Source organism: Tolypothrix tenuis PCC 7101 (assembly GCF_963874875.1).
Taxonomy (GTDB): domain Bacteria; phylum Cyanobacteriota; class Cyanobacteriia; order Cyanobacteriales; family Nostocaceae; genus Aulosira; species Aulosira tenue.
Map to the genome: position 1 here is coordinate 6,890,266 of NZ_CAWNJS010000001.1, position 26,159 is coordinate 6,916,424.

At 39.9% G+C, this 26,159-nt stretch carries 22 protein-coding genes and 1 other RNA gene; 10 read left to right on the top strand and 13 right to left on the bottom strand.

All coding sequences use genetic code 11. The annotated features are described in order from the left end of the window. The first annotated feature begins 279 nt into the window (after window positions 1–279). The 3 genes from AACU25_RS27100 (at window position 280) to AACU25_RS27110 (ending at window position 4,940) form a co-directional block, all read left to right on the top strand. Window positions 280–2,295: a serine/threonine-protein kinase gene (locus AACU25_RS27100; protein WP_096580984.1), complete on the top strand. Its 2,016-nt coding sequence runs from the start codon at window positions 280–282 to the stop codon at window positions 2,293–2,295. A gap of 360 nt (window positions 2,296–2,655) precedes the next feature. Then, window positions 2,656–4,098, top strand: coding sequence for a sensor histidine kinase (locus AACU25_RS27105; RefSeq protein WP_190445828.1), 1,443 nt, complete (start codon window positions 2,656–2,658; stop codon window positions 4,096–4,098). 191 nt (window positions 4,099–4,289) lie between these two features. Then, entirely contained in the window at window positions 4,290–4,940 is a 651-nt protein-coding gene (locus AACU25_RS27110) for a HupE/UreJ family protein (protein ID WP_096580986.1), read from the top strand. Window positions 4,941–5,015: 75 nt separating this feature from the next. Here the strand turns inward: AACU25_RS27110 and AACU25_RS27115 are convergent, their stop codons facing one another. Continuing rightward, window positions 5,016–5,693: a sugar transferase gene (locus AACU25_RS27115; protein WP_096580988.1), complete on the bottom strand. Its 678-nt coding sequence runs from the start codon at window positions 5,691–5,693 to the stop codon at window positions 5,016–5,018. A gap of 367 nt (window positions 5,694–6,060) precedes the next feature. Here AACU25_RS27115 and AACU25_RS27120 point away from each other — a divergent pair, with 367 nt between their 5' ends. Further along, on the top strand, window positions 6,061–6,363 hold the full coding sequence (locus AACU25_RS27120; RefSeq protein ID WP_096580990.1) for a hypothetical protein: 303 nt from the start codon (window positions 6,061–6,063) through the stop codon (window positions 6,361–6,363). A 154-nt stretch (window positions 6,364–6,517) separates the two neighbouring features. Here the strand turns inward: AACU25_RS27120 and surE are convergent, their stop codons facing one another. Both surE and AACU25_RS27130 read right to left on the bottom strand, forming a co-directional pair. Further along, on the bottom strand, window positions 6,518–7,198 hold the full coding sequence (gene surE / locus AACU25_RS27125; RefSeq protein ID WP_096580991.1) for a 5'/3'-nucleotidase SurE: 681 nt from the start codon (window positions 7,196–7,198) through the stop codon (window positions 6,518–6,520). 157 nt (window positions 7,199–7,355) lie between these two features. Next, entirely contained in the window at window positions 7,356–7,919 is a 564-nt protein-coding gene (locus AACU25_RS27130; protein ID WP_096580993.1) for a Uma2 family endonuclease, read from the bottom strand. Window positions 7,920–8,054: 135 nt separating this feature from the next. On the opposite strand from AACU25_RS27130, the gene AACU25_RS27135 reads away from it, so the two are divergent. After that, window positions 8,055–8,765 carry a Uma2 family endonuclease gene (locus AACU25_RS27135; protein ID WP_096580995.1) on the top strand — a complete coding sequence of 237 codons (711 nt, stop codon included), beginning with the start codon at window positions 8,055–8,057 and terminating at the stop codon, window positions 8,763–8,765. 418 nt (window positions 8,766–9,183) lie between these two features. Next, window positions 9,184–9,927: a photosystem II repair protein Psb32 gene (gene psb32 / locus AACU25_RS27140; RefSeq protein WP_096584130.1), complete on the top strand. Its 744-nt coding sequence runs from the start codon at window positions 9,184–9,186 to the stop codon at window positions 9,925–9,927. Window positions 9,928–9,984: 57 nt separating this feature from the next. On the opposite strand, the gene AACU25_RS27145 is transcribed toward psb32, so the two are convergent. The 3 genes from AACU25_RS27145 to AACU25_RS27155 all read right to left on the bottom strand — a co-directional run bounded on the left by AACU25_RS27145 (window position 9,985) and on the right by AACU25_RS27155 (window position 12,511). Further along, window positions 9,985–10,368, bottom strand: coding sequence for a DUF4346 domain-containing protein (locus tag AACU25_RS27145; RefSeq protein WP_045873300.1), 384 nt, complete (start codon window positions 10,366–10,368; stop codon window positions 9,985–9,987). 110 nt (window positions 10,369–10,478) lie between these two features. Beyond that, the gene (locus AACU25_RS27150) at window positions 10,479–11,660 is read right to left on the bottom strand and encodes a GNAT family N-acetyltransferase (RefSeq protein WP_096580997.1); all 1,182 of its coding nucleotides are present in this window, start codon (window positions 11,658–11,660) and stop codon (window positions 10,479–10,481) included. 158 nt (window positions 11,661–11,818) lie between these two features. Further along, window positions 11,819–12,511, bottom strand: a complete 693-nt coding sequence (locus AACU25_RS27155; RefSeq protein ID WP_096580999.1) for a RibD family protein — start codon at window positions 12,509–12,511, stop codon at window positions 11,819–11,821. 291 nt (window positions 12,512–12,802) lie between these two features. Between AACU25_RS27155 and AACU25_RS27160 the strand changes: the two genes are divergently transcribed. Then, window positions 12,803–14,929 carry a sensor histidine kinase gene (locus AACU25_RS27160; protein ID WP_096581001.1) on the top strand — a complete coding sequence of 709 codons (2,127 nt, stop codon included), beginning with the start codon at window positions 12,803–12,805 and terminating at the stop codon, window positions 14,927–14,929. Window positions 14,930–15,083: 154 nt separating this feature from the next. Here AACU25_RS27160 and AACU25_RS27165 read toward each other — a convergent pair whose 3' ends face one another. From AACU25_RS27165 to corA, 5 genes are all read right to left on the bottom strand, one after another. Continuing rightward, window positions 15,084–16,175, bottom strand: a complete 1,092-nt coding sequence (locus tag AACU25_RS27165; protein WP_190445829.1) for a Gfo/Idh/MocA family protein — start codon at window positions 16,173–16,175, stop codon at window positions 15,084–15,086. A 90-nt stretch (window positions 16,176–16,265) separates the two neighbouring features. Next, window positions 16,266–16,985 (bottom strand): ribonuclease III, encoded by a 720-nt coding sequence (gene rnc / locus AACU25_RS27170; RefSeq protein WP_096581003.1) that lies wholly within the window; start codon window positions 16,983–16,985, stop codon window positions 16,266–16,268. A gap of 169 nt (window positions 16,986–17,154) precedes the next feature. After that, window positions 17,155–17,615: RNase P RNA component class A (gene rnpB / locus AACU25_RS27175), an RNA gene on the bottom strand. A 50-nt stretch (window positions 17,616–17,665) separates the two neighbouring features. Then, a complete protein-coding gene (locus AACU25_RS27180; RefSeq protein WP_096581005.1) occupies window positions 17,666–18,376 on the bottom strand; it encodes a hypothetical protein in 711 nt (236 codons plus the stop codon). Between the two features lie 62 nt (window positions 18,377–18,438). Next, a complete protein-coding gene (gene corA, locus AACU25_RS27185; RefSeq protein ID WP_096581007.1) occupies window positions 18,439–19,581 on the bottom strand; it encodes a magnesium/cobalt transporter CorA in 1,143 nt (380 codons plus the stop codon). A 578-nt stretch (window positions 19,582–20,159) separates the two neighbouring features. Between corA and petL the strand changes: the two genes are divergently transcribed. Continuing rightward, on the top strand, window positions 20,160–20,255 hold the full coding sequence (gene petL / locus AACU25_RS27190; protein WP_071989467.1) for a cytochrome b6-f complex subunit PetL: 96 nt from the start codon (window positions 20,160–20,162) through the stop codon (window positions 20,253–20,255). A gap of 144 nt (window positions 20,256–20,399) precedes the next feature. On the opposite strand, the gene bioB is transcribed toward petL, so the two are convergent. Beyond that, window positions 20,400–21,413, bottom strand: coding sequence for a biotin synthase BioB (bioB, locus tag AACU25_RS27195; protein WP_096581009.1), 1,014 nt, complete (start codon window positions 21,411–21,413; stop codon window positions 20,400–20,402). A 744-nt stretch (window positions 21,414–22,157) separates the two neighbouring features. Here bioB and AACU25_RS27200 point away from each other — a divergent pair. Together AACU25_RS27200 and AACU25_RS27205 are read left to right on the top strand one after the other, a co-directional pair. Further along, window positions 22,158–22,733 carry a GNAT family N-acetyltransferase gene (locus AACU25_RS27200; protein ID WP_096581011.1) on the top strand — a complete coding sequence of 192 codons (576 nt, stop codon included), beginning with the start codon at window positions 22,158–22,160 and terminating at the stop codon, window positions 22,731–22,733. Between the two features lie 327 nt (window positions 22,734–23,060). Beyond that, window positions 23,061–24,518, top strand: coding sequence for a protein adenylyltransferase SelO (locus tag AACU25_RS27205; protein WP_096584136.1), 1,458 nt, complete (start codon window positions 23,061–23,063; stop codon window positions 24,516–24,518). A 399-nt stretch (window positions 24,519–24,917) separates the two neighbouring features. Here the strand turns inward: AACU25_RS27205 and AACU25_RS27210 are convergent, their stop codons facing one another. Next, window positions 24,918–25,814 carry a peptidoglycan-binding domain-containing protein gene (locus AACU25_RS27210; RefSeq protein WP_096581013.1) on the bottom strand — a complete coding sequence of 299 codons (897 nt, stop codon included), beginning with the start codon at window positions 25,812–25,814 and terminating at the stop codon, window positions 24,918–24,920. Between the last annotated feature and the right edge of the window lie 345 nt (window positions 25,815–26,159).

Consider the following 26,159-nt stretch of genomic DNA (forward strand, 5'->3'; position numbering starts at 1 on the left):
CATTGCCCAACCAAAAAAATCTGAATGGTGTCATCCCATTCAAAATACAAAATTGCTTCACCCTGAAATAGTGAGAGTATATATGCTCATCCACATCAAGCCATATTCAACAGTGAGGATGCTGCTGGTAGTACTCTAAAAAGAATTTATTTTTTCATTCTAAATTGCTAAGTTACTTATAGATTACTTTCTGAGTACAAAAAAATAATTTTGGCAACTTAATAGCAAAATTATTTGTCATGAATTAATATATACACAAACAGCAAATGGGTTCCCAGTATGATCTGCTGTCTGAATCCCGATTGCCCCAATCCTCTAAATCCAGACCGGCAAGAAGTTTGCCTAAGTTGTCATCAACCATTGATCTCGTTATTAAGGGGCCGTTATCGTGTAATTAAAGTACTATCTGATGAAGGGGGATTTGGTAGAACCTATCTAGCGGAAGATGCGGACAAGCTAAACGAATGGTGTGTAGTTAAACAATTTGCACCTAAAATACAGGATTCTTCTACATTAAAGAAAGCTGTTGAGCTATTTAAAGATGAAGCTAAACAACTGCAAAAATTAGGAGAACATCCGCAAATTCCTACACTTTTAGCATACTTTGAACAAGATAATTATCTGTTTTTAGTACAGCAATATATCAATGGGCATAATTTACTCCAAGAATTACGACAAGGGATAATTTACAACAAAAGTAAAATAGTTGAACTTTTGCTAGATTTACTGCCCGTGCTCAAGTTTATTCATGAGCGCGGTGTAATTCATCGTGATATCAAACCACAAAATATTATTCGCCGTCAAATTGATGGGCGGCTAGTCTTAATAGATTTCGGTTCCTCAAAGCAATTAACAGCAACAGTACATACTCAAATTGGTACAACCATTGGTTCTCATGGTTATACTCCCATTGAACAAATGCAGGATGGGAAAGCTTATCCATCGAGTGATTTATTTAGTTTGGGTGTAACTTGCTTTCATTTACTCAGTGGAATTCGACCCTCGCAACTGTGGATGCAAAAAGGCTACAGTTGGGTTAATTCTTGGCACGAATATTTAGCAAATCAAGATAGGGATGGAGTAGCTTTAAATGTCAATGTGGATAAGGTGCTAGACAAACTTTTAAAAACAGAAATTGACCAGCGTTATCATTCAGCCGATGAAGTGATTAAAGACTTAACATATAAGCCTTTACTAGTACCACCAACAATTATCGAACCTGCATCCCGTACTCAAAGCTTTTATCTTAAACATCGGCTATTAATCAATACTGCTATCTTACTACTGGGATTAGGCGGAATTTGGTATTTACAATCTCGTCCCCAAGAAGTAACTAGATTTGCTAACCCTAATCAACCAGCAAACATTACAGAAAATTCTGACCAACCTCAAACACTTAAAGGTCATGCTAGTGATGTTAATGCTGTCGCCTTTGCAACCGATGGTTTAACTCTAGCTAGCGGCAGTGATGATAATACAATTAAGTTGTGGAATATCAAGAACAATCAGGAAATTAGAACTCTCAAAGGACACAAAAAATGGATTTGGGCTGTGGCTTTTAGTCCTGATGGTAAAACCTTAGCTAGTGGTAGTGCAGATAAAACTATTAAACTATGGAATCTTGCTAACGGAGAAGTAATCAACACATTAAAAGCACATACTGACGGAATTTCATCTATAGCTTTTAGCCCTGATGGTAAAACCTTAGCTAGTAGTAGCATAGATAAGACAATTAACCTCTGGAATGTCTCCAATGGTCAGCTAATTCGTACCTTCAAAGGACATAAACAGGCAGTTTCTGCATTGGCTTTTAGTCCTGATGGTAGTACCCTTGCTAGTGGCAGTTGGGACAAAACAATTAAACTTTGGAATGTAGCCACAGGAAAGGAAATTCGGAATTTTGTAGGACATTCAGAATTAATTATTTCTGTAGCTTTTAGCCCAGACGGTTTGACTTTAGCTAGTGGGAGTAAAGATAAGTCAATTAAATTATGGAACTTGGTAACGGGAGAAACGATTCGTACTTTAAAGGGTCATACTGATAAAGTAAATTCTGTGGTTTATGTACCCAAAACAGGAGATAGTAAAACCTCAAATAATTTTACTCTGATCAGTGGCAGTAGTGATAATACTATCAAATTATGGGATACAGCAACAGGAAAGGAAATTCGGACTTTGAAGCGAGATTCTGGTTATATTTATTCTGTGGCAATCAGCCCTGATGGTAAAACTATTGCTAGCGGTGGTAGCGCTGATAATATTATTAAAGTTTGGCATTTATCTCAAGATAAATAGTAGAAAAATCATATTTGATTTTTGAAATTATTGTAGTAGACTGACATGACTAAAATGAGGCATTGGATTTGATTAAATTAACTGCAGATATAGACGCATAGCGGCTTCTTGCAGGGTACGCGGATAAAATTAATCTCTATTGCAACATTTAAGCTTAGACACGCTACTACATGACTACATTACTGCTGTGCGATGAAATAGATTGGTACGAATACAGTAAATTGCTTTGTCAGCAAGCTTTTGGTGCGTTGTGCTGTGCGACAACACACCCTACCTCATATAACTAAAAGACAATTTTCTTTACTGCGCGTATAATTTTGTGTGAAATGTAGTACAAGAATTATACTCAGTAGCACATCAATGCTGGAATTATTACAAAGCTTTTTTGGTGATGGCTTATTTATCCCACATGGTCATTGCTATCTTTGGCAACCGAAATTAGTGTGGTTACACATTATATCTGATTCTTTAATTGCCATAGCCTATTATTCTATCCCTATTACCCTTGTTTACTTTGCACAGAAACGAGAAGATTTCCCCTTCAAATGGATACTTTTATTGTTCGGAACATTTATTGTTTCTTGCGGTACAACCCATGTGATGGAAGTATGGACACTATGGCATCCAACTTATTGGTTATCTGGCGCTATCAAATTTTTTACAGCGTCAGTTTCGGTTTACACAGCTATTATTTTAGTACCAATTGTTCCCCAAGCATTAGCTTTACCAAGCCCAGCTCAATTAGAAGCAGCTAACTCTCAACTCAAAATGGAAATTCTTGAGCGAAAATCGGTAGAAGAAGCACTTTTAAAAGCCAAACAAGAGTTAGAAATTAGAGTAGAAGAACGAACATCTGAATTAAAAGCAGCTATGACACAATCTCAGGAAAATGCTGCTATAGCCCAGGAGCAAGCTGCACAGTTGCAAATTGCGCTTCAGAAACTGGCTAATACCCAAGCTCAATTAGTACAAACTGAAAAAATGTCTTCTCTGGGACAATTAGTTGCAGGTGTTGCCCATGAAATCAATAATCCAGTGAATTTTATTTATGGCAATACTATTATTGCTGATGAATATTCTGAAAGCTTGATTAATTTGATTTCACTTTACCAAGAAAATTATTCCCAACCTCCAACAGAGATTCAAAATTATACTGATGAAATTGATTTAGATTTTATTCAAAAAGACCTACCCAGAGTCTTGTATTCTATGAAGAATGGGGCAAATCGTATTAGTGAAATAGTTCAATCTTTAAGAACTTTTTCCCGATTCGATGAAGCAGAAATCAAACAGGTTAATGTTCATGATGGAATTGATAGTACATTGCTACTGTTGAAAAATAACTTCAAAGGTAAAGCTAACAACCCAGATATCCAAGTACTCAAACAATATGGTAATTTACCAAAAATAGAATGCTACCCTGGGCAACTTAATCAGGTATTTATGTATATTTTAAATAATGCTATTGATGCCATCAATACAGTAATAAAAACAAACCTCAATAGTTTAGATGCATATCAAGGAAAAATTACTATTGCTACTGAAGCTGTAAATAGTAATGAGATAATGATTCGGATTATTGATAATGGTTGTGGGATGACTGAAGATATCAGAAAAAAAGTATTCGATCCCTTCTTTACTAATAAGCCTGTTGGTTCAGGGACAGGCCTGGGAATGACAGTAAGTTACCAAATTATTCAGATGCATAATGGTCATTTACGCTGCATTTCAGTACCAGATGAAGGTACAGAATTCCAAATTCAGATTCCGATTGTGATGAAGTCTCAGATTCAAAATTTGTAATTGGTAATTGGTAATGGGAATTTGTTCCTTTGTCTTCCTCTGCTCTCTTGCCCCTTGATTACCAAATCCTATTTTTTATACTCGATATACGTACTATTACGGAAATTGAAGAGAATTTGATAAATACCATGTTAACTTTTAGAGAAATTTGGGCAATATAAAGTACCAAAAAATTGATTTGGTATAAATTGATGTTAACAATTGAGTTATCAAAATCTGCTACAGCCTTAAAGCGTCGTCATGCTGGAGCGATCGCAGCTTTAATATTACTGAGCTTACTATGTTCTTTGAGCGGATTGCCGATTCATCAGTCTATCTCTAATTCCTGGGAAGGCTTGCTTTGGGGAATCGCAAATCCAGTAGTTAGTTTGAATAGTCTGGCTAGCATTTTAGCCATTGGCTTTCTCTGCGCTGGGATGAATCGTGGTGCTTTGCTGGCTGCATCTTTTTTGTCAGCCTCAGTGTTGGGGACAGTGATTCATCTGTTCTATGGCAATTTAGTAGGTGCGGAAATTGGGATTGCAGCTTCCACCATCGCTATTGGCGCTATGTTAATCATGTCAATTCAACCGAATTGGCTATTACTTTCAACGCTGGGTGCGATCGCAGGCTTGTTTCACGGTTATGCTGGTGCTGAATCGCTCATTAATACAGAAATAATGCCCTTAGTTATTTACATACTGGGCGTTACTGTCACTCAATGTGCAGTAATCATGAGTGCCAAAAAAACTTACCCCATGCTACTAAATAAAATTAGTTTCTTGGGATTAGCGGTTTGTGCCATTAGTATGGCATTTTTAGGCAATGCAATTTACTCTGTAATGTTTTCCTTCCTAAGCTAAAGCGAGTAGCACCCAAAAAACTTGATTTTTTAGGTGCTACTGAAGGACTGATAAACTTTACATTTTATCTGGTAATTAGCAGGCTCCGACTTTATGGAAAAGCACATAAAATGTTTTTCCAATCAGAAATAAGTCGTAAAATATATGCCAATTTTGCTGGTAACGCAGATCTAAATCAACGATTTGTTCAAAATCTGTGATTTGAGAACGACCATTTACTTGCCATTCGCCAGTTAAACCAGGTTTGACATTTAAGCGTTGCCAATGACGTGGTGTGTAGTTAACCACTTCATCATAGGTTGGTGGACGTGTACCAACTAAACTCATTTCACCGATGAGAACGTTCCAAAATTGAGGCAATTCATCTAAGCTGGTGCGTCTTAAAAACCGTCCTAACTTAGTGACTCGAAAATCATTTTGATTTTTAAATATGAGTCCTTTTGCTTCATTTTTAACTAAAGATTTTAAATGCTCTGCATTCGTAACCATTGAACGGAATTTCCGCATAATAAATGGTTTACCTCGCAGGCCATAGCGCTTTTGGACAAAGAAAATTGGCCCTGGACTATCGAGTTTGATCGCAATTGCTATTGGTACAAATACAATTGCTAAAATCAATAGCCCAACTAAACTACCTAAAATGTCTAGAAAACGCTTAAATTTGGATTTTAAAGATGGGTGAGGAATAAATTGTAATTCCCAAGCTGTTAAATTGGCACTGTGAACAATGGTGTGTGAGGGTGTGGGGTACATGATCCCGCCTAATACCAAGGTAAAAAAGTAGAATTACCTAACATTTATTTGAATATATACTTAAGTGTATTTACAATTTGTGTTTTTACCGTAAATTTACTTAATCTTTAATTAGCTCGCTGATCTTCTGCTTTTTTATATTTTTGGTATAAAGTTGATTAAATCTATCTAGTGAAATTTGACTAAATAATTATCACTATCCGGAATCGAGTTAATTCTCCCTGAATTAACAACCGAGTAAATACGTAAGAACGATCAATTATCTTTGATAACGTGGCAGATACCTGGTGTTAATGCGTATATTAAATTATTAAATATCCGTAAGGATCTGACTGTATTGGGCGCTCAAAATTGGGGTGGTAAATAAATGATTTCAACAAGTGTGGAAGTTAAAATTACTCGCTTAGAATCGATTGTTGAACAAATCGGTGAAGCAGTACTTTCTACAACAGAGACAATTGAGAGTCTCGCGCAAAGACTGGAGACTCTCAGCGTACAAGTAGAAGAACAAGGAAAGCAGCTACAGCAACAGGGGTATCAAATTTTTGCTTTGTGTGATGCTGTACAAACCTTGGCAGAATCTCAGGATGATTCCTTACAAAAACTCAGCCAACTAACACAAACCTTGGATAAACTGATGATTCTGTTACAAGGTTCAGATGAGGAGTGATGAGGGACTGGGGACTGGGGATTGGGGATTGGGGATTGGGAATATGAAACAATTCAAAATTCAAAATTCAAAATAATACCCTGTTCTCTCTCTCAAACACCAATTACCAATTACCTATTACCCATTACCAAACACCAAATACCAAACCCCAAAATTAAACCCTTAATTTGGTAACAGCAATGTTCCCGGAAAAACAAACATCGACATCGCTACCGGGGGTGCGATCGCGTTTGCCGTATTCGCCTACATAATAAAAATCATCGCCTTCAATCCGATAGTTAATTGGTAAAGCTTTGGTACAGGGTTGGCAAAAAACTACTTCTGGTTCTGGTTCTCCTGGTTGTAAGTGTGGGAGATTCACGTTCCAAAAAGTTCCAGATTCCAGGGGACGTTGGAGTAAATCAGCTAAAACTTCGGCTGTTAACTTAGCTGCGAATTCCCAGTCAAAATTTTGCTTGGCTTTGCGATAGTGAGAAATCGCAATTCCAGGAATACCATTCATCGCGGCTTCTCGCACCGCAGCCACAGTACCAGAAATATAGGCATCTACACCTAAGTTTCCTCCAGCATTGATTCCCGACAACACAAATTTAATATCTTCACTCATTTGTGATATGGCAATTCTCACACAATCAGCGGGAGTACCTGCGATCGCATATTCAGTTTCCGAACGTCGCTGGAGGGTGATGGGGCGAGTTGTGGTAACTTGATGTCCACAGCCAGATTGATGATCTCTTGGCGCAGCAATAATTACATTTTTGTCCTTGACAGCGTTGAACAGTGCTTTAATTCCAGGAGCATCGATACCGTCGTCGTTAGTGAGGATGATAGTCATAAAATTTATCTGATGAGCCAAGCATCAATTGCTATGGAATTCTATCGCCAACCGCCGTCAGAGTCTAATAGTCTCCTACAACAGATTGCTATTGCCTTACTTGTATCAGTTTCTTCATTTCAGACTATAGATTTTATACTTTAGCCTTTTTTATTAGCTAAACTTGCAACTCAAACCCAGGTAATATATCTTCTCCAGAAAGAATTGCTGGCATTTGTAAAATTTCTACAGATTGATTGAGGCGGTAAATTTCTACTCTTGCATCTTGATGATTAATCAGCCAGCCCAAATGCAAACCATTTTCTATGTATTCCTGCATTTTGTCTTGCAGAGTTTTTAGCCTATCTGTTTCAGAACGCAGTTCAATGGCAAAATCAGGTACAAGTGGCGGAAATTTTTTTCGCTGTTCTGGTGTTAAAGCTTCCCAGCGTTCCAACTTTACCCAAGCTGCATCAGGGGAACGTTTAGCACCATTTGGCAGGATAAAAATAGTTGAAGAACTAAAAACTTTGCCTAATTTGGTTTGACGGTTCCAATTATTCAAGTCTGTAATTAAGTCTGCTTCTTGATTTCCGCTTTCTCCTCCTACTGGTGGCACAATGATTAATTCTCCTGCTGCATTCATTTCTAGGCTTAAATCTTGATTAGCAATACACAATTGATAAAATTGCTCATCAGTTAAATGAGCAATCGGTTCGAGATTGAGGACAACTGTATTCATTAAACTTTTCCTCGTGCTTTTTTGCTAACGCTTAGTTGCCTTTAGCTACAAGTTTAGCAGTGTAAATTAATCTCTTTTTCTTCATTCACAGCTTTGCTAGAGTGAGGATGATTCGGCAACTTTGAGGATTGGCAAATGGTTAGAGAGTACTCACCCGAAATACAATCCAATTCGCCACAACGAAATCTACCCCCGCTTCAAAGTGGCGATCGCCTGACTCGTCCAGAATTTGAACGGCGCTATGCAGCTGCACCCCACATCAAGAAAGCAGAACTGATTGAAGGAATTGTTTACGTGGCATCTCCCTTAAGACATGAACAGCATGGCAAACCCCACAGCCGAGTTATCACTTGGTTAGGAGTCTACCAATCCCTGACTCCTGGTGTTGACTTGAGTGATGCCCCAACAGTTAGGCTTGATTTGGATAACGAACCACAACCAGATGCAGTATTGTTTCTTGAATCTGCTGTAGGTGGGCAAACGCGATTGAGTAACGATGGCTATATTGAAGGCGCACCTGAGTTAATTGTGGAAATTGCCGCCAGTAGTGCCGCGATTGATCGGGGTAGCAAAAAACAGGCTTATCGCCGTAACGGGGTGCTGGAGTATGTAATCTGGCAATCTTACGAAAATCAAATTGAATGGTTTTACCTCACCGATGGCGACTATCAATTACTATCTCCCGATACAGATGGGATTATTCGCTCTCAGGTGTTTCCAGGTTTGTGGTTAGCAGTTGAGGCGCTGTTAAATAATCAGATGGCACAGGTTTTAGAGGTAGTGCAAGCTGGGTTAAAGTCACCAGAACATTATGAGTTTGTGCAGCTGTTAAGGGAAAAGAAGTAAAAGAGCGATCGCTTCTGTATTACTCCTCAAGTTTTACTTCAATGTTGTAGTGTTTTCTCAATAACATAGCAAAAAAGCACAAATCCTCACTCTCAGCAAAATGCAGATATTACCTTGGTGAGAATTAAGCAGGTAAAGAGCCGCAAATATTAAATAAACTTAGCTATTTAACAATAAATGTCAATTCCGTGGTATTATGCCGTCATGGTTTGCAAATTCCGCCCAATTTAGATAAATCACTAAATAGGGCGGTGTTCCTTTTTGGTAGTTAGCCTGTAACTAAGCCACAAAAATTTCTTTTATAAAATCTATCTTTGGGGTGTCGCGAAAACTTACCCAAGTAAAAACCTATCAACCAGGTGATTTTGACATTGGTTGTGTAGTATTTTTGGTGCAAGACTGTCTTAAGGTTTACCCAATGAAACAGCTCCTCAACCAAGTAATCATCATCCAAAAATATCTTATTAGGCTACTTCTGCCACTAATTGCGATCGCTCTAGTTTCTTTTCTAGTTGTACCATCGGCGTTAGCTACTGGTGCATATCAAATACCTGACCTAGCAGCTGATAATAGCACCTGGGTTGTAGATGAAGCCGACGCAATTAGCCGGATTAATGAAGGTAAGATTAGCAGCACTTTATCGGATTTAGCGAAAAAAACTGGATACGAAACCAGAATTGTCACCATCCGCCGACTTGACTATGGAGAAACACCAGAAAGTTTCGCCAAAGCATTGTTGGAAAAATGGTTCCCCACCAAAGAAGCACAAGCCAATCAAACTTTATTGGTAATTGACACTGTGACAAATGGTACCGCCATTATTACAGGCGATAAAGTCAAGTCTTTGCTGACAGACTCTATTGCTGAGAGTGTCGCTTCTGAGACCGTGATGGCACCGTTACGCGATGGTAACAAATACAACCAAGCTTTCTTGGATGCGAGCGATCGCCTAGTCGCTGTTCTCTCTGGAGAAACAGATCCCGGCCCACCAAAAATAGTTGAGAATGTGCAGGTAGAAGGCACATTTAAGACAGCAGAAGAAACTAACAAAGATAAAGGTAATGCTACTGCTTGGGTAGTAGGGTTATTAATTGCCGCTACTGTTATCCCAATGGCAACTTACTATCTTTACCAAGTTAATCAACCATCAAATAATGGTTAATAGTTGACTGTTGACTGTTAACCGTCAACTGTTAACGGTCAACATGAGCATTTTAGTTTAATCTTGAATGTACTCTTGCCCTGTCACTAAAGCGACCTCAGCGCGCACAAATTCTCTACCTAAATAGGCTGCATGGTCTAAAAAACTGACTGGACAGGGCTGAGTTTCTTCAAATATTTTGACGCAAAGTTCTTTGGCTGTTCTCCCGCTAAATACAGTTGTATGAGTTCTTTGTACTTTACCTTTAGCCGGAATTACCTTCCCGGTTTCGGGATCTACAGCTAAACCATGCTCATCAATTACATTTGTAAAATGCTTGGCATAAATTAACTTTGCCTCCCGATCCAAGTAGATAATGAAATATCCGCTAGGGTCAAGGTCAATATGACGCTGAGACAGCTGATCGTCAATTGCAGCCAAGTCTTCTACCATCAAATCCATAGTCATTATTTAAATCAGATTTCTGCAAATTTTTTTCTACTCCATTTCCAGTGTAATTCTTCCGTTCATCACTTCCTGTAGATTCTGCATAATTTTGCCATTTCTGATAGCTAAGAATTGCTGTTACTAAAAGGTAACTCGGCATTCATCGCTTCAATTTCTTGCTGTTCGAGTTGGTTAACTTCCCGAATATAAGGCAGTAAAATCTGTTCTAAACGGGCGTTGTAAAAGCGGTGCAAACTCTGATTTGGCTTGGCTGGAAAGCCGCGCCGTTTTTTGTGTCTTCCACCAGCACCAGGATCAAACATTTGAATATCATGAGCGATCGCCCATTCAATTGGCGAGTAATAGCAAGCATCAAAATGTAGGCAATCTATTTCTTGAAAACTGCCCCAATAGCGACCATATAATCTATCACCTTTATATAAACAAAAAGACATTCCTATGGGGTGACGATTATCTTGCTCGCTATAAGCAGCGAAAAACACAACGCGATGGCGATAATTGCTATGTAATTGCTCAAAAAAGCGTTTTGTCAGGTATTTACTACCCCACCAACCGAACTTATCACAAGTATCCGCATAGAACTGGTACATCAAGGGAAACAAAGAATGGGGAATTTCATCACCCGTCAGTGGTTGCAGTGTTAAACCTGCTTTTTCAACTGCTTTGCGTTCCCGCTTAATATTGCGGCGTTGATTGGCGTTAAACACAGCCAAGTAATCATCAAAATTCTGAAATCCATCATTCTCCCAAATGTAACTGTGATGTAACCAACTGCTAAAACCTTGTCGTTCCAGCACAGCACGCCATTCGGGATCGACATAGAGAAAATGACACCCAGAGATGCGATTTTGGGAGCAGAAAGAATCAATCTCATGCACCATCATGCCTGTAATTTCATCCTCATCTTCGCCAGGTGCAATTAAAAAGCGATAGCCTTCAGCTGGAGTAAAGGGTGTCATGCCCAATAATTTCGGGTAATAGTCTACCCCAATGCGTTCCGCTAAACTTGCCCACTGGTGATCGAAGACAAATTCCCCTGCACTATGTCCTTTTAAATAAAGTGGAGCCGCAGCAATCAGTGTTCTGTCGCGCCATAAGGTTAAGTGATTTGGTAACCAACCAGTTTTTCTGGTAGCACTGTGGGATGTTTCCAGATTATTCAGCCACTCCCACTCTAAAAACGGGGTTTTGAGCGGTAATGCTAAAGCATCCCAAGCTTCTTGAGGTATCTCAGCAATTTTGCTGATCCAAGCAATAGAATAGCGAGGTTTCAGTTTTTCTACCATCGTCTCAGGGGTTAGGGACTGGGGATTGGGTACTGGGGACTGGGGATTGGGGAATGAGGAAGATGAGGGAGAGGGGAAAATTACTGTTAGCAATTACCAATGCCCTATGCCCTATGCCCCATGCCCCATTTCCAATACCCAATCTTTTTTAGGGTAATCTAAGATGCTGGTCGTTGCAGGCGGTAGTGTAAAAACACTTCTTGATCGACCTGGTTAACCTCTAGAAGTTCGAGGCGGGGTGCTAAATTAGCAGGGAATCCGGTACTTTCCGCAGGTGTAGGTGCGGTAGCACCAGCCAAAATCAGTGGACATACGGTTAACCATAATTCATCTATTAAATCTAATTCCAACATTGAAGCTACCAATTCCCCGCCTCCCAGTATCACTAAGCGTGTTATATGTAGAAGAGCCAGGTGTTGCAGCGTGGCAAGAAGGTCTATCTTGCCCTGTGGTGTTTCAAAAACTAAAATCTGCTCAAACTCTGAGCGTCCTCGCCAAAAACTTGCCCCGGCTGTAGTCGTGAGCAACCAACGTGGAACCGGTTGTTGAAAAAAGTGAATTTCCGGATTAAGGTTACCAGATTGTGTAATGACTATATGAACTGGCTGGGTAGATTTGCCCGCTTTTGTTCGATTTTGCAGCAATGTTGGATGTGATACGGTTAATGTAGTACCGTATGCACGGAGAGTACCGGCACCGAAGAGAGTGGCATCAGAGGCAGCGATTTGTTTTTCCAGGTGTGCTTTATCAGCCTTTGAGCCGAAACGAGCAGGCGATCGCCTAAAATCTGCTATCTTGCCATCTGCACTCATTGCCAAAACCACTGTGGTATGAGGACGATGTTGCACCATTTAGTTGCTTTGAGATTTGGAATTTTTTCTTGCTGTATGTTATTTACCAAAAATTCATATATGCAAGCTGCTGTTTAGTGATTTCCCTATTGTAGAGATATGCAACACAAGTCTTGTTTAAATCTAACCTCCGGAGGTTTTGGTATACCAGGTTTCATTTTGCGGATGCAAACTTTGTTATTTTTAGAATTTGTCAATAAAGTAGTCATAACTTAATGCAATGTCTCATCTAGCTGGTTTAATTGCATATCTTTGGCTGTTTTGGTTTGCAGATGCGAAGTGAGACGTTAGATGGCTAAGTCCCGTCAATCATCCTTTCGGCGTATATTATTGACAAGAATCTTGCTGGTGTTTGTGCCAGTATTATTGATAGGTGAGATTGCCGCCTTAAATAAGGCGCGGAATAGCCTATTAAAAAATGCTAAACAAAATTTAACCGAAAGCGCCGTTATGAAGGGGGAGAAGATTGCAGATGCGATCGCTACCCTCAAGACTAGTTTGCTGATTATTAGTAAAACACAAATTATCGAGTCTCCTTCCCCAGCAGAGACGGAAGAATTTTTGCATAAAATCTCACAACAACTACCAAGCAAAATTGATTGTATTCAATTAAAAAATTTGCAAACCAACAAAATCGTTGCTAGTAGTTGTGACGGTAAACCCATAGGAGAAGAAAATTCATTTGTCCCTAGTCAAGGAGTTGATATTAAGGTAGTTTTACCACCTAAGCTAGGAACAACTGGTACAAGAGATACTAAAAATCAACTACAACTATTACTTACTGCCCCAGTTTACGATAAAGGGGGTAAATTACTTTATAGTTTAAGTCTTCAGTCGGCATTGTACCAACAAACTGCTAGTAAGCCGGGATCGCTGACAGGCTCGATGGTAGTCATTGCTGAAGATGGCACAATTTTAGCGCACCCAGCACCAGAAAGAGTGGGCAGTAATATTCAAGAAGATGGTCATGCTACCCAACTCCAAAACACAATTAAAAATACTGCGATTGGAGAAACTGGCTCTACAAATTTGGCTTTTAAAGAAGGAAAAGAACTATTAGCTGGTTATAAAATAATTAGCAATCCTCTTCAAGAACAATCGCCGCAAAAATGGATTGTTTTAGCTGTTACTACTACAGATAGCGCTCTGTTTGGTTTAGAAGAAATCAAACTAATTCTTATTGTTTTAACAGTTGGGTTAATAGGTGCCAGCTTATTAGCATCTTTATATTTAGCTCCTTATCTCGCCAACCCCGTAGAAGAATTACGCGATTACGCACTCAATATTGATAACCACCACAGCGCGCAACCAGTTCCCCATAACTTTAAAATTCGGGAGTTTAATCAATTAGCACAAGCCTTAGACCAAATGGTTGAGAGGCTGAAAGCTTGGGCAGAAGAATTAGAAAGTGCATGGAAAGAAGCCAAAACTGCTAACCAAGTTAAAAGCCAGTTCTTAGCCACAACTTCCCATGAATTGCGAAATCCGCTAAATATTATTATCAATTGTGTGCGCCTGGTTCACGATGGTTTGTGTGATAACCGGGAAGAAGAAATGGAATTTCTCAAGCGTGCCGATGAAACAGCGATTCATTTATTAGGAATTATCAATGATTTGCTCGATATTTCTAAAATTGAAGCTGGTAAACTTTCTGTAGTTACAGAACCGCTTGACCTGCGAAAATTATTGCTGGAAGTAATCAATATTCAATCAGTAAATGTGCTACAAAGAGGCTTGCAATTAAAAACTGATTTGGGTAGCGAACTGATTCCTGTGAAAGCAGACGCAGCAAAACTGAAGCAAGTACTCATTAATGTTATTGGTAATGCTACTAAATTCACCGAACAAGGAAGCATTACGATCGCTTGTGAAATGCAATCAACTAACGATCAATCTCAAGTGTTAATTCATGTCACAGATACAGGCATGGGGATTGATCCCGCCCAACAGCACAAGCTATTTCGCCCTTTTGTGATGGTAGATGGTGCCAGTACACGCAAAATTGAGGGTACAGGATTAGGTTTGGCGATTTCACGCAACTTAATCGAACTCATGAAAGGTACTATTACTCTCACAAGTGCCGGACTTAATCAAGGTACAACAGTCACGATCGCATTGCCTTTAATTGATATTTCTCTATTATCTTCTCCAGAAGAAAAAGGAAATTTAGAGGATATTGAAATCGCCACTGCAGATGAGGTAAAAAGCGAAATGAACGGTTATGCTAACCTACAAGCACAACCGCTACTTGAAGCAACAGAAATTGAAGACTCTCCCACAACAGAGATAGACGAAGCCGAAGACAAACTACCGCTTTTAGAAAATACCTGCCAACTGACTTTGTTAACTCCACAAAGTATTTTTTCTAGCCGAACTGCGGGAGAAGCTTGTGCTAATGGCACTGTTGTGGAAAGGTGAGAAATGGGGCATGGGGCATTGGGCATTGGGCATTGGGCATGGAATAAGACTTGGAAAGATACGATTAATCGTGTCTGTACTCAAAAATCAAACAAAAGTTAGATAATCATTTCAAGTTTTGCCCAATTACCAATTACCCATTACCCATTACCAATTACCCATTACCCAACAACACAGATTCTCCACCTTGCTGAAGAGAGGCTGTCAGTGCGGCGAGAATTTGCACTAACTCTGTAGCAACCCAGCCAGAGGAAACAATAGGGGGAGTATTTTTGAAGATACAAGTAATAAAGCGATCGCAAACTCGTTGCAAGGGTTCGCCTTTTTCTACTTGCAATGTCTCGTGGCTTTGATTGAGAGGCAAAAATTGATTGTTTTGATATTCTAATTCCCCATTTAATAAGGTTAAAGGCGATTGGCTCGACATTTCATCGAAAATCAAGCTACCACGATTACCCACAACCGCTAACCGTCTTTGTTTATCAGTATTCAACCAGCAGAGATGAATATAGGCTTGAAAACCATCTGCGTATGTCAGCATCACCCAGACTAAATCAGCTAGTCCTGGGTGGAGGGGTGAGGGGGATGAGGGAGATGGGGAAGCATCAAAATTATTTAGCTTGTCAGCTTGAACTCCTGCTCCCTGTAGCCAAACTGTACCAGTTGCTTGCACTTTTACTGGTAGTTGACCTAGCCAATTGTTAAAAATAGCAATATCGTGAATTGCTAAATCCCACAGTGCATCAACATCTTGGCGGACTGGCCCTAAATGGGTGCGGGTGGCGTAGCCGTAGCGTAAATCACCTAACTTACCTGCTTGAACAACAGCTTGGCCTTGTTCGACGGCGGGGTGAAATAAATAGGTATGATCTACCATCAATATTAAATGCCGTTGCTCTGCTAACTCGCAAAGTTCCTGACATTCTAAGGGGTCTAGAGTTAACGGCTTTTCTGCTAAAACATGGTATCCCTGATTCAAGGCATTTTTAATCAAGTGATAATGAGTGGTAGCTGGAGTTGCGATCGCCACTGCCTGTAAATCTGGTACTTGCTTGATATCCTGCCACTCGGTTGTTAATAAGACATTTTCATCTAATTTATATTGCCGTTTGACGGCTGCTAATCTTTCCGGGTTGGGGTCTACAACCGCACCAATCCGTACTTGGGGATGTTCTAAAAAATTCCGTAGCAAATGCACTCCCCAACGCCCAACACCGAGGACAGCAATTGTAATTTGATTAGTCATTAGTTATTTGCCAAGAGTCAAAATTTTGACACTGGAGTTTAGACTCTTGGGTAATAACTGCATTATCAACTCTGATATTCTCTATTGAGTTCAGGGTTGTTCCGGATTACTAATGGATAAAAATGCTACCTTCGCTGCTGCTTGTTCCGCAGCTTTAATCGAACGTCCCTTACCGTTACCTAACTGTTTACCATGCAACCACACTTCTGCTAAGAAACGTTCTTGGTTGCGGTGCGGTTGAGTCACTTCTACAACCCGATATTCTGGTAAAACTTTAAATTGAGCCTGAGTCCATTCTTGCAGGGCGGCTTTGTAATTTAGCCTAGCTGGATCGAGACGAATTTCTGCGGCTAGTTGTTTGAAGTGAGGGTCTAGCCAAGGACGGATGAGATTGAGATTGCTGGTACTGAGGTACAATGCCCCGAGAACAGCTTCAAAAGCATCTGCTAGCCGAGATTCTTGACCAACTTTATCAGCAGTCGCACTACCAGCGACTAATAAATAGAGTTCCAAACCATATTCTCTGGCTAACTGGGCCAAAATGCGATCGCTCACCAGCACCGAACGAATTGCGGCAAAATCTCCCACCGGACAATCTGGATAATGTTCCCACAACACAATAGCTGCGACTAGCCGCACCACAGCATCACCAACAAATTCCAACTGTTCATAATTTGCTGACTCTGAGACAGTAGGATGAGTTAGCGCTAAGTCCAATAGATGCCATTGTATGGGCGCTTCTTTTGGCAGACCTAATTTTTGAACTAAATTTTCCAGCTGACGCTGACGGCGTGGATAAGCGAGGGACATTAAATCAGGAAGGGGGAGCAGAGGGGATAAGGGAGATGAGGAAGACTGAGTAAGGCAAGGGGGCAGGGTGCAGGGGGCAGGGGGAAAAGAATAAATTAAAAATTCCTATTACCTATTACCCATTACCAATTACCAAATGACAAATGACAAATGACTAATGACAAAAAAAGGAAAGAGTTGGTAGTAAGCCGGGTTCTGTTCTCGAATGTAGAAATGTTACAAGTAACTTCTCTACATGAGGGCGGTTATCTATCTGGGACGTTTGTTACCAAACGCCTCTAGCGGCTCTGTTTTGGCGGAACTGGTAAAAGACCAACCATAGTTCCTTCGCCTTGCTCCCAACCGGGGTTTACCGAGCCAACGCCTCTCGACGTTGCTGGTGCGCTCTTACCGCACCTTTGCACCCTTACCAGAGCTTAGGGATTGGGTATCAGGGATTAGGGATTGGGCAATTTCTTACCCAGTCCCCAGTCCCCAGTACCTAGTCCCCAATCCTGGCGGTATCTTTCTGTGGCACTATCCTCACGATCGCTCGCACTGGACGTTATCCAGCAAGTTTGGTCTTTCGGGAGCCCGGACTTTCCTCAAATCAGTTTTTGTGACTGATCTGCAACCGCCTACGCCTACTCTCTCCCTAGATCCAGTGTAATCTTGGATGGAGCTGTGTGTCTGAATTTAAATTACTTCCTTTTATTCCAAGGTAGGGCGTATGTCCAGGGTAGTTTTCTAATTGTGAAAGGGCAATTAATAATGTACATGGGTGGGACGTTTTGACCTGGAGCAAGACCAACGCGCATTTCTTCAGATACGCGCAGCACTAGTTGTAGTGAGAAATCTAATTTTATGGTTCTGTTAACAAAGTTGTTGTACAACTTTCTTAGTGCTTTTACAGGGCTTTTTTCCAAGCTACTAATATTAATTAGGGGTTGTTTGGTTGAGTAAGTACCCGTAGCTGCATCACGAGCAAATACATCTTCTGCTGTGACTGTTGCTGAAAGTGTTTTCTTGGGTGCCACTAGACTAGGACTTTGTGGTACAGCTAAGTCACGGGTTAAGTCTGGTGATTTGCGAATTACTCGGCGCGATTGCTTACTATATTCAACAACCAAAGAGCTATTATCCCAGTCAACGTAGATAGCATAATCGCTAGTTTTATTTTCAATGCTAACTGATAACTCTTTCAATTCGTCAAACGAATAGGAGGGATTGAGTTTAAAAGAAATTCCCACTTTATCGCCTATTTCTTTTTGTGCGAGTTGATCGTCAACATCTTTTTTCTGATACTCAAATTTAATTTTGTCGTCAATTGATTCAATCATCAGGTTAAAGATGTAAGAGACACCGATGATATAAAGCGTCAAGACAACTAAATTTTGGTCACCGCTTCTCATAATTTAGAATATAGACTCCCTGTAATAATTTTGTATATCCGATCCATACTGATGTACCATATTTAGTCTTGCTTAATCGTTAAAGACCTTTCTAGCCAGCCTCGCCGCCAGAAAAAGAAAAGTAATCCGCCTGCGATCGCAGCCATCACAGCCAAGCACAGTGGATACCCCCAATACCAATTCAGTTCAGGCATATTATATGGTGATTTTTCGGTATTGAAGTTCATCCCGTAAATTCCTGCTACAAAAGTTAAGGGAATAAAAATAGAGGAAACCACTGTCAAGATTTTCATGATTTCATTCATTTTGTTACTCACTGCTGACAGGTAAACATCCATTAATCCTGAAGTCAGTTCCCGGTAGGTTTCTACCATGTCAATTACTTGCACTGCGTGGTCATAACAATCTCTCAGATAGATTCGCACTTCATCACTGATATTTTCTCCGCTATCACGCATTAGAGAACTAATCACATCTCGCTGGGGCCAAATGGCACGACGTAGTTGCAGTAATTCTCGCTTAATTTTGTAAATCTTCTGGAGTGTTTTCTGAGTAGGTTTAGTAATTACTTCTTCTTCTAAATCTTCTATTTGCTCGCCATAGCGCTCTAATACAGGGAAAAAGCCATCAATAATGGCATCTAATAGGGCATACGTTAAATAATCTGCTCCTGATTTGCGGATAATTCCCTTCGATTTTTCAATGCGCGATCGCACAGCATCAAAGCAATCGTGTTCTGGTTCTTCTTGTACTGTGAGTAAATAGGTCTTTCCTAATACTAAACTCACTTGTTCACTGAAAAATCCAAATGCATTTTTTTTCGGTACTACCATCCTCGCAATTATTAATAATTGGTCTTCATATTCTTCAGTTTTAGGACGCTCTGCCATATTCACCACATCTTCTAAAACTAGAGGATGTAAATCAAAAATTTGACCGACCCTTTGTAAAATATCTAAATTTCCTAACCCTCTAACATCAACCCAAGATACAGAGTTTCCATCCAAAAATGGGATACATTCTTCTGGGGATGCTATTTCTTGTTTTGTATAATTATCGGTATTGTAATCAATTAAAATAATTTCTGGGTAATAAGCGTTTTCATCAATCACCAGGGTTCCAGGCACATTTCCTGGCTCGTGAAAAAAATCACGCATAAACGTCTCTTTGTTGAAGTGACGACTGCGACGAATTTTGTTGATCATGGGCTTTTACCTCAATAATTTGTTGTTGTATTCATCAATGGTTACATCATGCTTATTCGTTGAGTTTAAATCCCAAAATATAGTAAATATTTAGGTTAGAAAGAGAAATGAAAATGGTAAAACACCGACATTTTCTGATAGCAAATATTTATATTATATTTCAGATAAATAAGGTACGTGGTTAGGGACATGGCACTGCAGTTTCCTGACAATTATCTGTACCTCACAAACTTGCAATTTGCTATATTTGCCAATAATTAAGTAATAAGCTGGAAATCCAGAAAAGTTTTTGACGTAATTTCTAAAACTATCACAATCCTTTTTTTGTATCCACTATGTTTTAGTGCTTCAAGCCGATATGATATCACTACTTCTCTTCTAACTCGTAAATACTGACAGCGCCCGCCTCGCAACATCCATACGGCGGTGCGTTACGGCTAAATCTCATGATCTCTAAGTCCCAAATCCTTTCATAGCCGTAACACACCCTACAAACATACCGAATGGGCGAACGACTGTAACGGGAGTACTCCCACTCCATTAAGATAGATTTATTAAAGTCTTGTGGAGAAAGAATAATGCTTGGAGTTGTATCTTATATCGGTTTCTTGGCTGTGTTCACTGGAATTGCTGTTGGGCTGCTGTTCGGCCTGCGTTCAGCCAAGATACTATAAGGGAAATTTCTCTTGAAAGCCTGGTTTGTTAGGCTTTGTACGCATATACATTACAAGGGTAGGGGCACAATATTTTGTGCCCCTACGATTATCTATGCCTCATCTGTTGTCTAGCCTCAGAGAGGCTGTCAGCGCAAAAATCAATTATCCAACAGTTGCAGGAGTTGACACCTTAACTTCTCTAGTGGCGGGAGGACGCATTTCTAAGCCCAGCAGGTTGAGCATTTCGCGATCGCTATCGTAATCTGGGCATGGTGTGGTCACTGTCAGCATTTTGTTGTCATCGCTGGAAAAGATAGAATTAGCTCCAGCCATAAAGCAGAAGGCTTGTTCGACTTCGGAAAGTCTCGCCCTTCCAGCGCTGAGACGTACGTCAGAAGCTGGCATAATAATACGTGCTGTCGCAATCATCCGCACTATCTCCCAGATAGGAACATCAGGCTGATTTTCTAAGGGAGTGCCTGGGACTTGGGAGAGAATATTAATGGGTACAGATTCGGGATGAGGACTGAGATTTGCCAAGGTATGTAACATGGCGATGCGATCGCTTGCAGTTTCACCTAAGCCGAGTATGCCACCGGAACATACGGTAACATTGGTTTGGCGAACATTTTCAATCGTATTCAGGCGATCATCGTAAGTTCTGGTAGTGATGATAGTGCTGTAATGTTCCCGCGAAGTATCTAAATTATGGTTATAAGCATAGAGTCCCGCGTCTTCTAAACGCTTGGCTTGATCCGCCGTTAGCATCCCCAAGGTACAACAGACTTCCAAACCCATAGAGGTGACATCTTGCACCATTTCCAGCACTGTTTCAAATTGGGAATTATCCTTTACCTCACGCCAAGCTGCACCCATGCAAACCCGGCTAACACCCGTTTCCTTAGCTTTTTGGGCAATGCTAACTACAGTTTCTTTTTCTAAAAGTGCTTGTGCTTTTACCTCTGTTTTGTAGCGGGAAGATTGCGCGCAATAATTACAATCTTCTGGACAACCCCCAGTTTTAATAGAGATTAGCTTACAGACTTGAATTTGTTTGGGATTATGATATTGGCGATGTACACTAGCAGCTTGATAAATAAGCTCTAGCAATGGCGTATTATATATCGCCTCAATTTCTGCTTCCTGCCAATCGTAGCGTATTCTTCCCACCGACATCACTTATCCTTAGTTAATAGACTGGATTTACCAAGAGCTGTCTTTTTGTTGAATATCCTAAGATACAGCATTTAGGTGAAGCGATCGCACAAATTTACGTTGCGTATTGTGTTGAAGTTGCGATCGCTTTTTCACTATGCTGTTGTAGATATTAAAAATCAGCTTATCAATTATTCTGCTTGTCCAATAGATTCACAGACAAAAAAGGATAAAGTGCGTAGGCAATACTGCTCGGTTAAGGATTTTCAACTCTTAATTTTGTTTGGGGAAAAGGTGAAAGGGTAAGGGTTAAAGGTTTTTTCTTACCCCTTTTCCCCTTCCCCTTTTGCCCTTAACCGACAAGTATTGAGTGCGTAGGGTGCGTTAGCGATAGCGTAACGCGCCTCCCGTAACTTTTCGTGCGTTAGCGGCAATAGTACAGCACCTCTGGTAGCTTAATAAATCCATCGATTTGCGTTTTTTCAGCACAAAAGGGTAAGACAGCAAGGCTGACTGCTGGTAAATTTAATTGGGTGCAATCTTTCACCGATTTCTGTAACCTAGATTACATTTATCTATACAAATTTCATGAAGTAACCATCCAGCAGCTGACATCATTAAGATGTTTTACTTAATGGAGAAAGGAAAAATGGTAAATTTAAACCTTTCCCCGGTTTCCCTTGTAATTTTCCCTAGCCACAAGGGATATGAAAACTTCTGCATCTGCAAAATTTACTGACAAGACTCACGTTAGTTATCTAGTTTATGAAATCAGAACTACCATTGATAACGAGCGATCGCCTGTTATTAAGAATCGGTATTCAAGAGGATATACCGCAAATTCTCAAATATTTTACTACGAACAAAGATTATCTTACCCCATATTACCCCAAGTGGGCTAACGATTTTTTCACAGTCAAATATTGGCAATATCAAGTTGAAGGTAATTTACTAGAATTTATTAATGGACACTCCCTAAAACTATTTATTTATCCCAAAAGCAGCCTTACAGAAATTATTGGCACGATTAATTTTACGAATTTTGTCAGAGGTGCAGCTTATTTTTGCTATGTCGGTTATAGCCTCTCAGAAGATGAACAGGGTAAAGGCTATATGACAGAAGGATTGAAAGCAGCTACTAACTATGTCTTTCAAGAATTAAATATGCACCGTATTATGGCAAATTATATGCCACACAACCAACGCAGTGGTAATGTCCTCAAAAAGCTGGGTTTTGTTGTTGAAGGGTATGCTAGGGACTATTTATTAATTAATGGGCAATGGCAAGATCATATTATGACTAGCCTGACCAATCCTCACTGGCAAATGCCAAAATCTTAGGAAATTGGTGCAATTATGAGTTGTCGAAAATTTCATAGTAAATCCATATCAGATACACAGTAGCTCCACAACAGACTGTAATAGTTATTAGTGTTCATACCAAGTTGCTTCAGCAACACCAGGTGAAGGGGGAAGAGGATAACCTGTATCTAATTCCCCACTTTTTTTTTCAGTAGTATTTGGTTAAATAGTGCTGAGTAGAAATCCCCGCTTCGACTTTCATACTTGGCGGTGAAATTTCTTTAATTGGGACTGCTTGCAGAACTGACGCTGATGCTAGTGCCCAGAGTTAGTATTAAGAGAAGAATTAATGAAGCTTTACTTCTAATGACTCTGGCTGAAACTCCCAACCAAACAAATTCTCGCAACCCTTTTCTTCACCTCAAATACGAACCCGCCTTAGAATCTCTGGGGAATGACTACTACGACGAAGTAGCAGCAGCAGAATTTCCGCAACATATCCTGCGCTGGCGTAATGACGAAGTTTTACCCAATTTGGGGTTAAATCCCCAAACTGTCACCGATGAAGACTTTATCAACGCCTTTGGTAAATTTCAAGAACGTCAACCATTATTGGCGTTGCGTTATCACGGCTATCAATTTGGTGAATATAATTCTGGCTTGGGTGATGGTAGAGGCTTTCTCTACGGACAAGTGCGGGGTGTAGATGGGGAATTATATGATTTTGGTACTAAAGGTTCTGGGAGAACTCCCTACTCTCGTGGCGGCGATGGGATGCTGACACTCAAAGGCGGAGTGCGGGAAGTTTTGGCTGCTGAGGCTTTGCATTCTTTGGGTGTACGCACCTCACGCTGCTTAACCATGATTGAAACTGGTTTATCTTTGTGGCGGGGTGATGAACCTTCACCGACTCGTTCATCTGTCATGGTGAGAATGAGCCGTTCTCATATTCGGTTTGGCACTTTTGAGCGATCGCATTATCTGCGTCGTCCAGATTTAACTCAAAAATTATTAGACCATGTAATTGAGCAATATTATCGCCACCTAGCTGCAGAACCAGATAAATATGCTTTATTTTATGCAGAATTAGTTAAAAGAGTTGCGGAACTTGTAGCACAGTGGATGGCGGCTGGTTTTTGCCATGCAGTATTAAATACTGACAATATGTCAATTACCGGGGAAAGCTTCGATTATGGCCCCTATGCCTTTATTCCAACTTACGATCCCTATTTTACTGCTGCTTATTTTGATTATTATCGACGCTACTGTTATGGACATCAGCCAAGTATTTGTAGATTGAATCTAGAAATGCTCCAAGAACCCTTAAAAGCAATAATTGATAAAGCTGATTTGGATTCTGGTTTAGCAAAATTTGAAGAATATTATTATGCGGAATATCGCTCGTTAATGTTGAAAAAGTTAGGTTTTGATGAGTTGCAAGTTCCAGAAGTTGATGATTTGTTAGAACTGACAATTGAATTTTTGCAAACTAGCCAAGTCGGTTATCATCACTTTTTCTCTGAAATTGCTCGTACTTTTTCTATCAACTGGCGTAACGATCCCGCTTTTGTTTTACATGATTCCGATATTGCACCAGCTAGCGGAGCATCAACAATTTTTGATAACTGGTGTCTTTTGTACCATAAAATTTTAAACAATTTTGCTCCTGAACAAATAGATATAATTGCAGCAACTCTCGCAGTTGCTAATCCGAAAACGGCTTTATTACGACCAGTAATTGAATCTATTTGGGAACCAATCGCGCAGGAAGATAATTGGCAACCATTTTATGAATTAGTTCAAAAGCTGCAATCGAGAAGTTGAATCAATACTGCTCGGTTAAGGATTTTCAACTAGGAATTTGGTTTGGGGAAAAGGTGTTCGCGCGTAGCGTCTCCGCAGGAGAAAGGGGAAGGATTAAAGGTTTTTTCTTGCACCTTTTCCCATTCCCCTTTTGCCTTTAACTGACAATTATTAAAAGTTGAATTGATTTCGTAACGCATTCAAGCATTGAAATGGTACATTATGCTTAAGAGGTTATTTATAAAGTAAAAATAAAATTATTGTAGGATGCGTTAGGCGCTGGTTTCCAATATGATTTCTCACGAAAGAACTATCCTAGCGCCTAACGCATCATCTATACGACGGTGCGTTACGGCTAAATTCCATTGTCTCTGTGTCCCAAATCCTTTCATAGCCGTAACGCACCCTACTTCTTTATTCTTAGCCAGGGAAATTTTTCACTAAATCATCACCAGGAATTACAGTTGTCCAATAGACATATTTGGGGTCTAATTTATAGCGACGGTCTTGCTTAATTAATTGCATGAAGTCTTTATGTTCTTCGCGAGATTGACCTACCAAGCAACCAGCGCTAGCTGTACCTACTAAGCTCTTATCATAGCCCCAATGTTGATTGATAAAGAAATTAGCACCTACATCTATGGGATCGCCAGTACGGAATCCATCTTTGTTGCGATCGCGGTGTACTCTAATTGTCCCACATTGCTCTAGGGCTTCGTGTGTCTCTACTCCTGTAGTGCCATAATGATAGCCAACTCGCCAAGCATTGTATTGTCCAAAGGCAATGCGCGCAACACCTTTAGGGTTGGGAGGATTTTTTGTATAATAATCGCCTGGTTCTGTTGTTGCTAACCAGTTCCCTAAAATTTGTGGTGTTCCTGCAGCTATTTCAATGACAATACGTCTGTCGTTCCATTGATTAAAGCTATCACTGTTGAGTTGACCGTTAGCGTTTACTCCTTCGACATAAACAATATTATATTGTTGCTTACCTACGGCAATAAAGTATTTTTGCTTTTGCATATATTTAATGATGCGGCTAGCAAAATCATTGCCCAACTTTAAAGGAATAGCTTCTTTTTTCTCAATTAAAGCCTCAGCAGTTTGTTTTCCTAATCCTGTTTCGGAAATCTTCAACAGAGATTGGAAATCTGTGAGTGCTTTAGTGGAAAATCTGCCAAATTTGCCGTCAGCAGGTGGATCAAGCAATCCTAAGCGAATTAGGTTAATTTGGATGTCTTTACTTAGGTCAGAGTCTTGTGCAATATTCTCGAGTGGAATTGTTTTTTCGGCAGATACAATTTCAGCTAGTTGCATATCTATAAATAGAATGACAGTAGTGTTTATGTAGATAATTCAAAATTAGTCGTTAATTATGAATTCGTAATTTTATATTTACGGAAAGACTACAAAATATTGATGATTGTAGTCTTGAATTTAGTTAACCTTTCAAAGGTAACTAATTCAATTACGAATTCCTTTAATTAACATCTTTGTAATTGTCTTTGTTTATCTCCACATCCACTAAACTACTTTTCGCAAAGCTGGAAAATTTTTTCTGTGCTACTTCTTTGAAGAACGGGGAAAAGGTAAAGGGAAAAAGGGGGAAAGGGCTTGAATTACCGATATTTTATGCATAGCGGTAGTTTTGCTGCCTGTAAG

Bases quoted from the DNA above. Each gene is read 5' to 3' on its own strand.
- corA (WP_096581007.1), bottom strand. From the start codon at position 19,581: ATGATCAACAAAATTCGTCGCAGTCGTCACTTCAACAAAGAGACGTTT.
- rnc (WP_096581003.1), bottom strand. From the start codon at position 16,985: ATGTCCCTCGCTTATCCACGCCGTCAGCGTCAGCTGGAAAATTTAGTT.
- AACU25_RS27120 (WP_096580990.1), top strand. From the start codon at position 6,061: ATGATTTCAACAAGTGTGGAAGTTAAAATTACTCGCTTAGAATCGATT.
- bioB (WP_096581009.1), bottom strand. From the start codon at position 21,413: ATGTCGGTGGGAAGAATACGCTACGATTGGCAGGAAGCAGAAATTGAG.
- AACU25_RS27155 (WP_096580999.1), bottom strand. From the start codon at position 12,511: ATGGTGCAACATCGTCCTCATACCACAGTGGTTTTGGCAATGAGTGCA.
- petL (WP_071989467.1), top strand. From the start codon at position 20,160: ATGCTTGGAGTTGTATCTTATATCGGTTTCTTGGCTGTGTTCACTGGA.
- AACU25_RS27100 (WP_096580984.1), top strand. From the start codon at position 280: ATGATCTGCTGTCTGAATCCCGATTGCCCCAATCCTCTAAATCCAGAC.
- surE (WP_096580991.1), bottom strand. From the start codon at position 7,198: ATGACTATCATCCTCACTAACGACGACGGTATCGATGCTCCTGGAATT.
- AACU25_RS27210 (WP_096581013.1), bottom strand. From the start codon at position 25,814: ATGCAACTAGCTGAAATTGTATCTGCCGAAAAAACAATTCCACTCGAG.
- AACU25_RS27205 (WP_096584136.1), top strand. From the start codon at position 23,061: ATGACTCTGGCTGAAACTCCCAACCAAACAAATTCTCGCAACCCTTTT.
- AACU25_RS27135 (WP_096580995.1), top strand. From the start codon at position 8,055: ATGGTTAGAGAGTACTCACCCGAAATACAATCCAATTCGCCACAACGA.
- AACU25_RS27145 (WP_045873300.1), bottom strand. From the start codon at position 10,368: ATGGATTTGATGGTAGAAGACTTGGCTGCAATTGACGATCAGCTGTCT.
- AACU25_RS27160 (WP_096581001.1), top strand. From the start codon at position 12,803: ATGGCTAAGTCCCGTCAATCATCCTTTCGGCGTATATTATTGACAAGA.
- AACU25_RS27150 (WP_096580997.1), bottom strand. From the start codon at position 11,660: ATGGTAGAAAAACTGAAACCTCGCTATTCTATTGCTTGGATCAGCAAA.
- AACU25_RS27165 (WP_190445829.1), bottom strand. From the start codon at position 16,175: ATGACTAATCAAATTACAATTGCTGTCCTCGGTGTTGGGCGTTGGGGA.
- AACU25_RS27110 (WP_096580986.1), top strand. From the start codon at position 4,290: ATGTTAACAATTGAGTTATCAAAATCTGCTACAGCCTTAAAGCGTCGT.
- psb32 (WP_096584130.1), top strand. From the start codon at position 9,184: ATGAAACAGCTCCTCAACCAAGTAATCATCATCCAAAAATATCTTATT.
- AACU25_RS27115 (WP_096580988.1), bottom strand. From the start codon at position 5,693: ATGTACCCCACACCCTCACACACCATTGTTCACAGTGCCAATTTAACA.
- AACU25_RS27200 (WP_096581011.1), top strand. From the start codon at position 22,158: ATGAAATCAGAACTACCATTGATAACGAGCGATCGCCTGTTATTAAGA.
- AACU25_RS27105 (WP_190445828.1), top strand. From the start codon at position 2,656: ATGCTGGAATTATTACAAAGCTTTTTTGGTGATGGCTTATTTATCCCA.
- AACU25_RS27180 (WP_096581005.1), bottom strand. From the start codon at position 18,376: ATGAGAAGCGGTGACCAAAATTTAGTTGTCTTGACGCTTTATATCATC.
- AACU25_RS27130 (WP_096580993.1), bottom strand. From the start codon at position 7,919: ATGAATACAGTTGTCCTCAATCTCGAACCGATTGCTCATTTAACTGAT.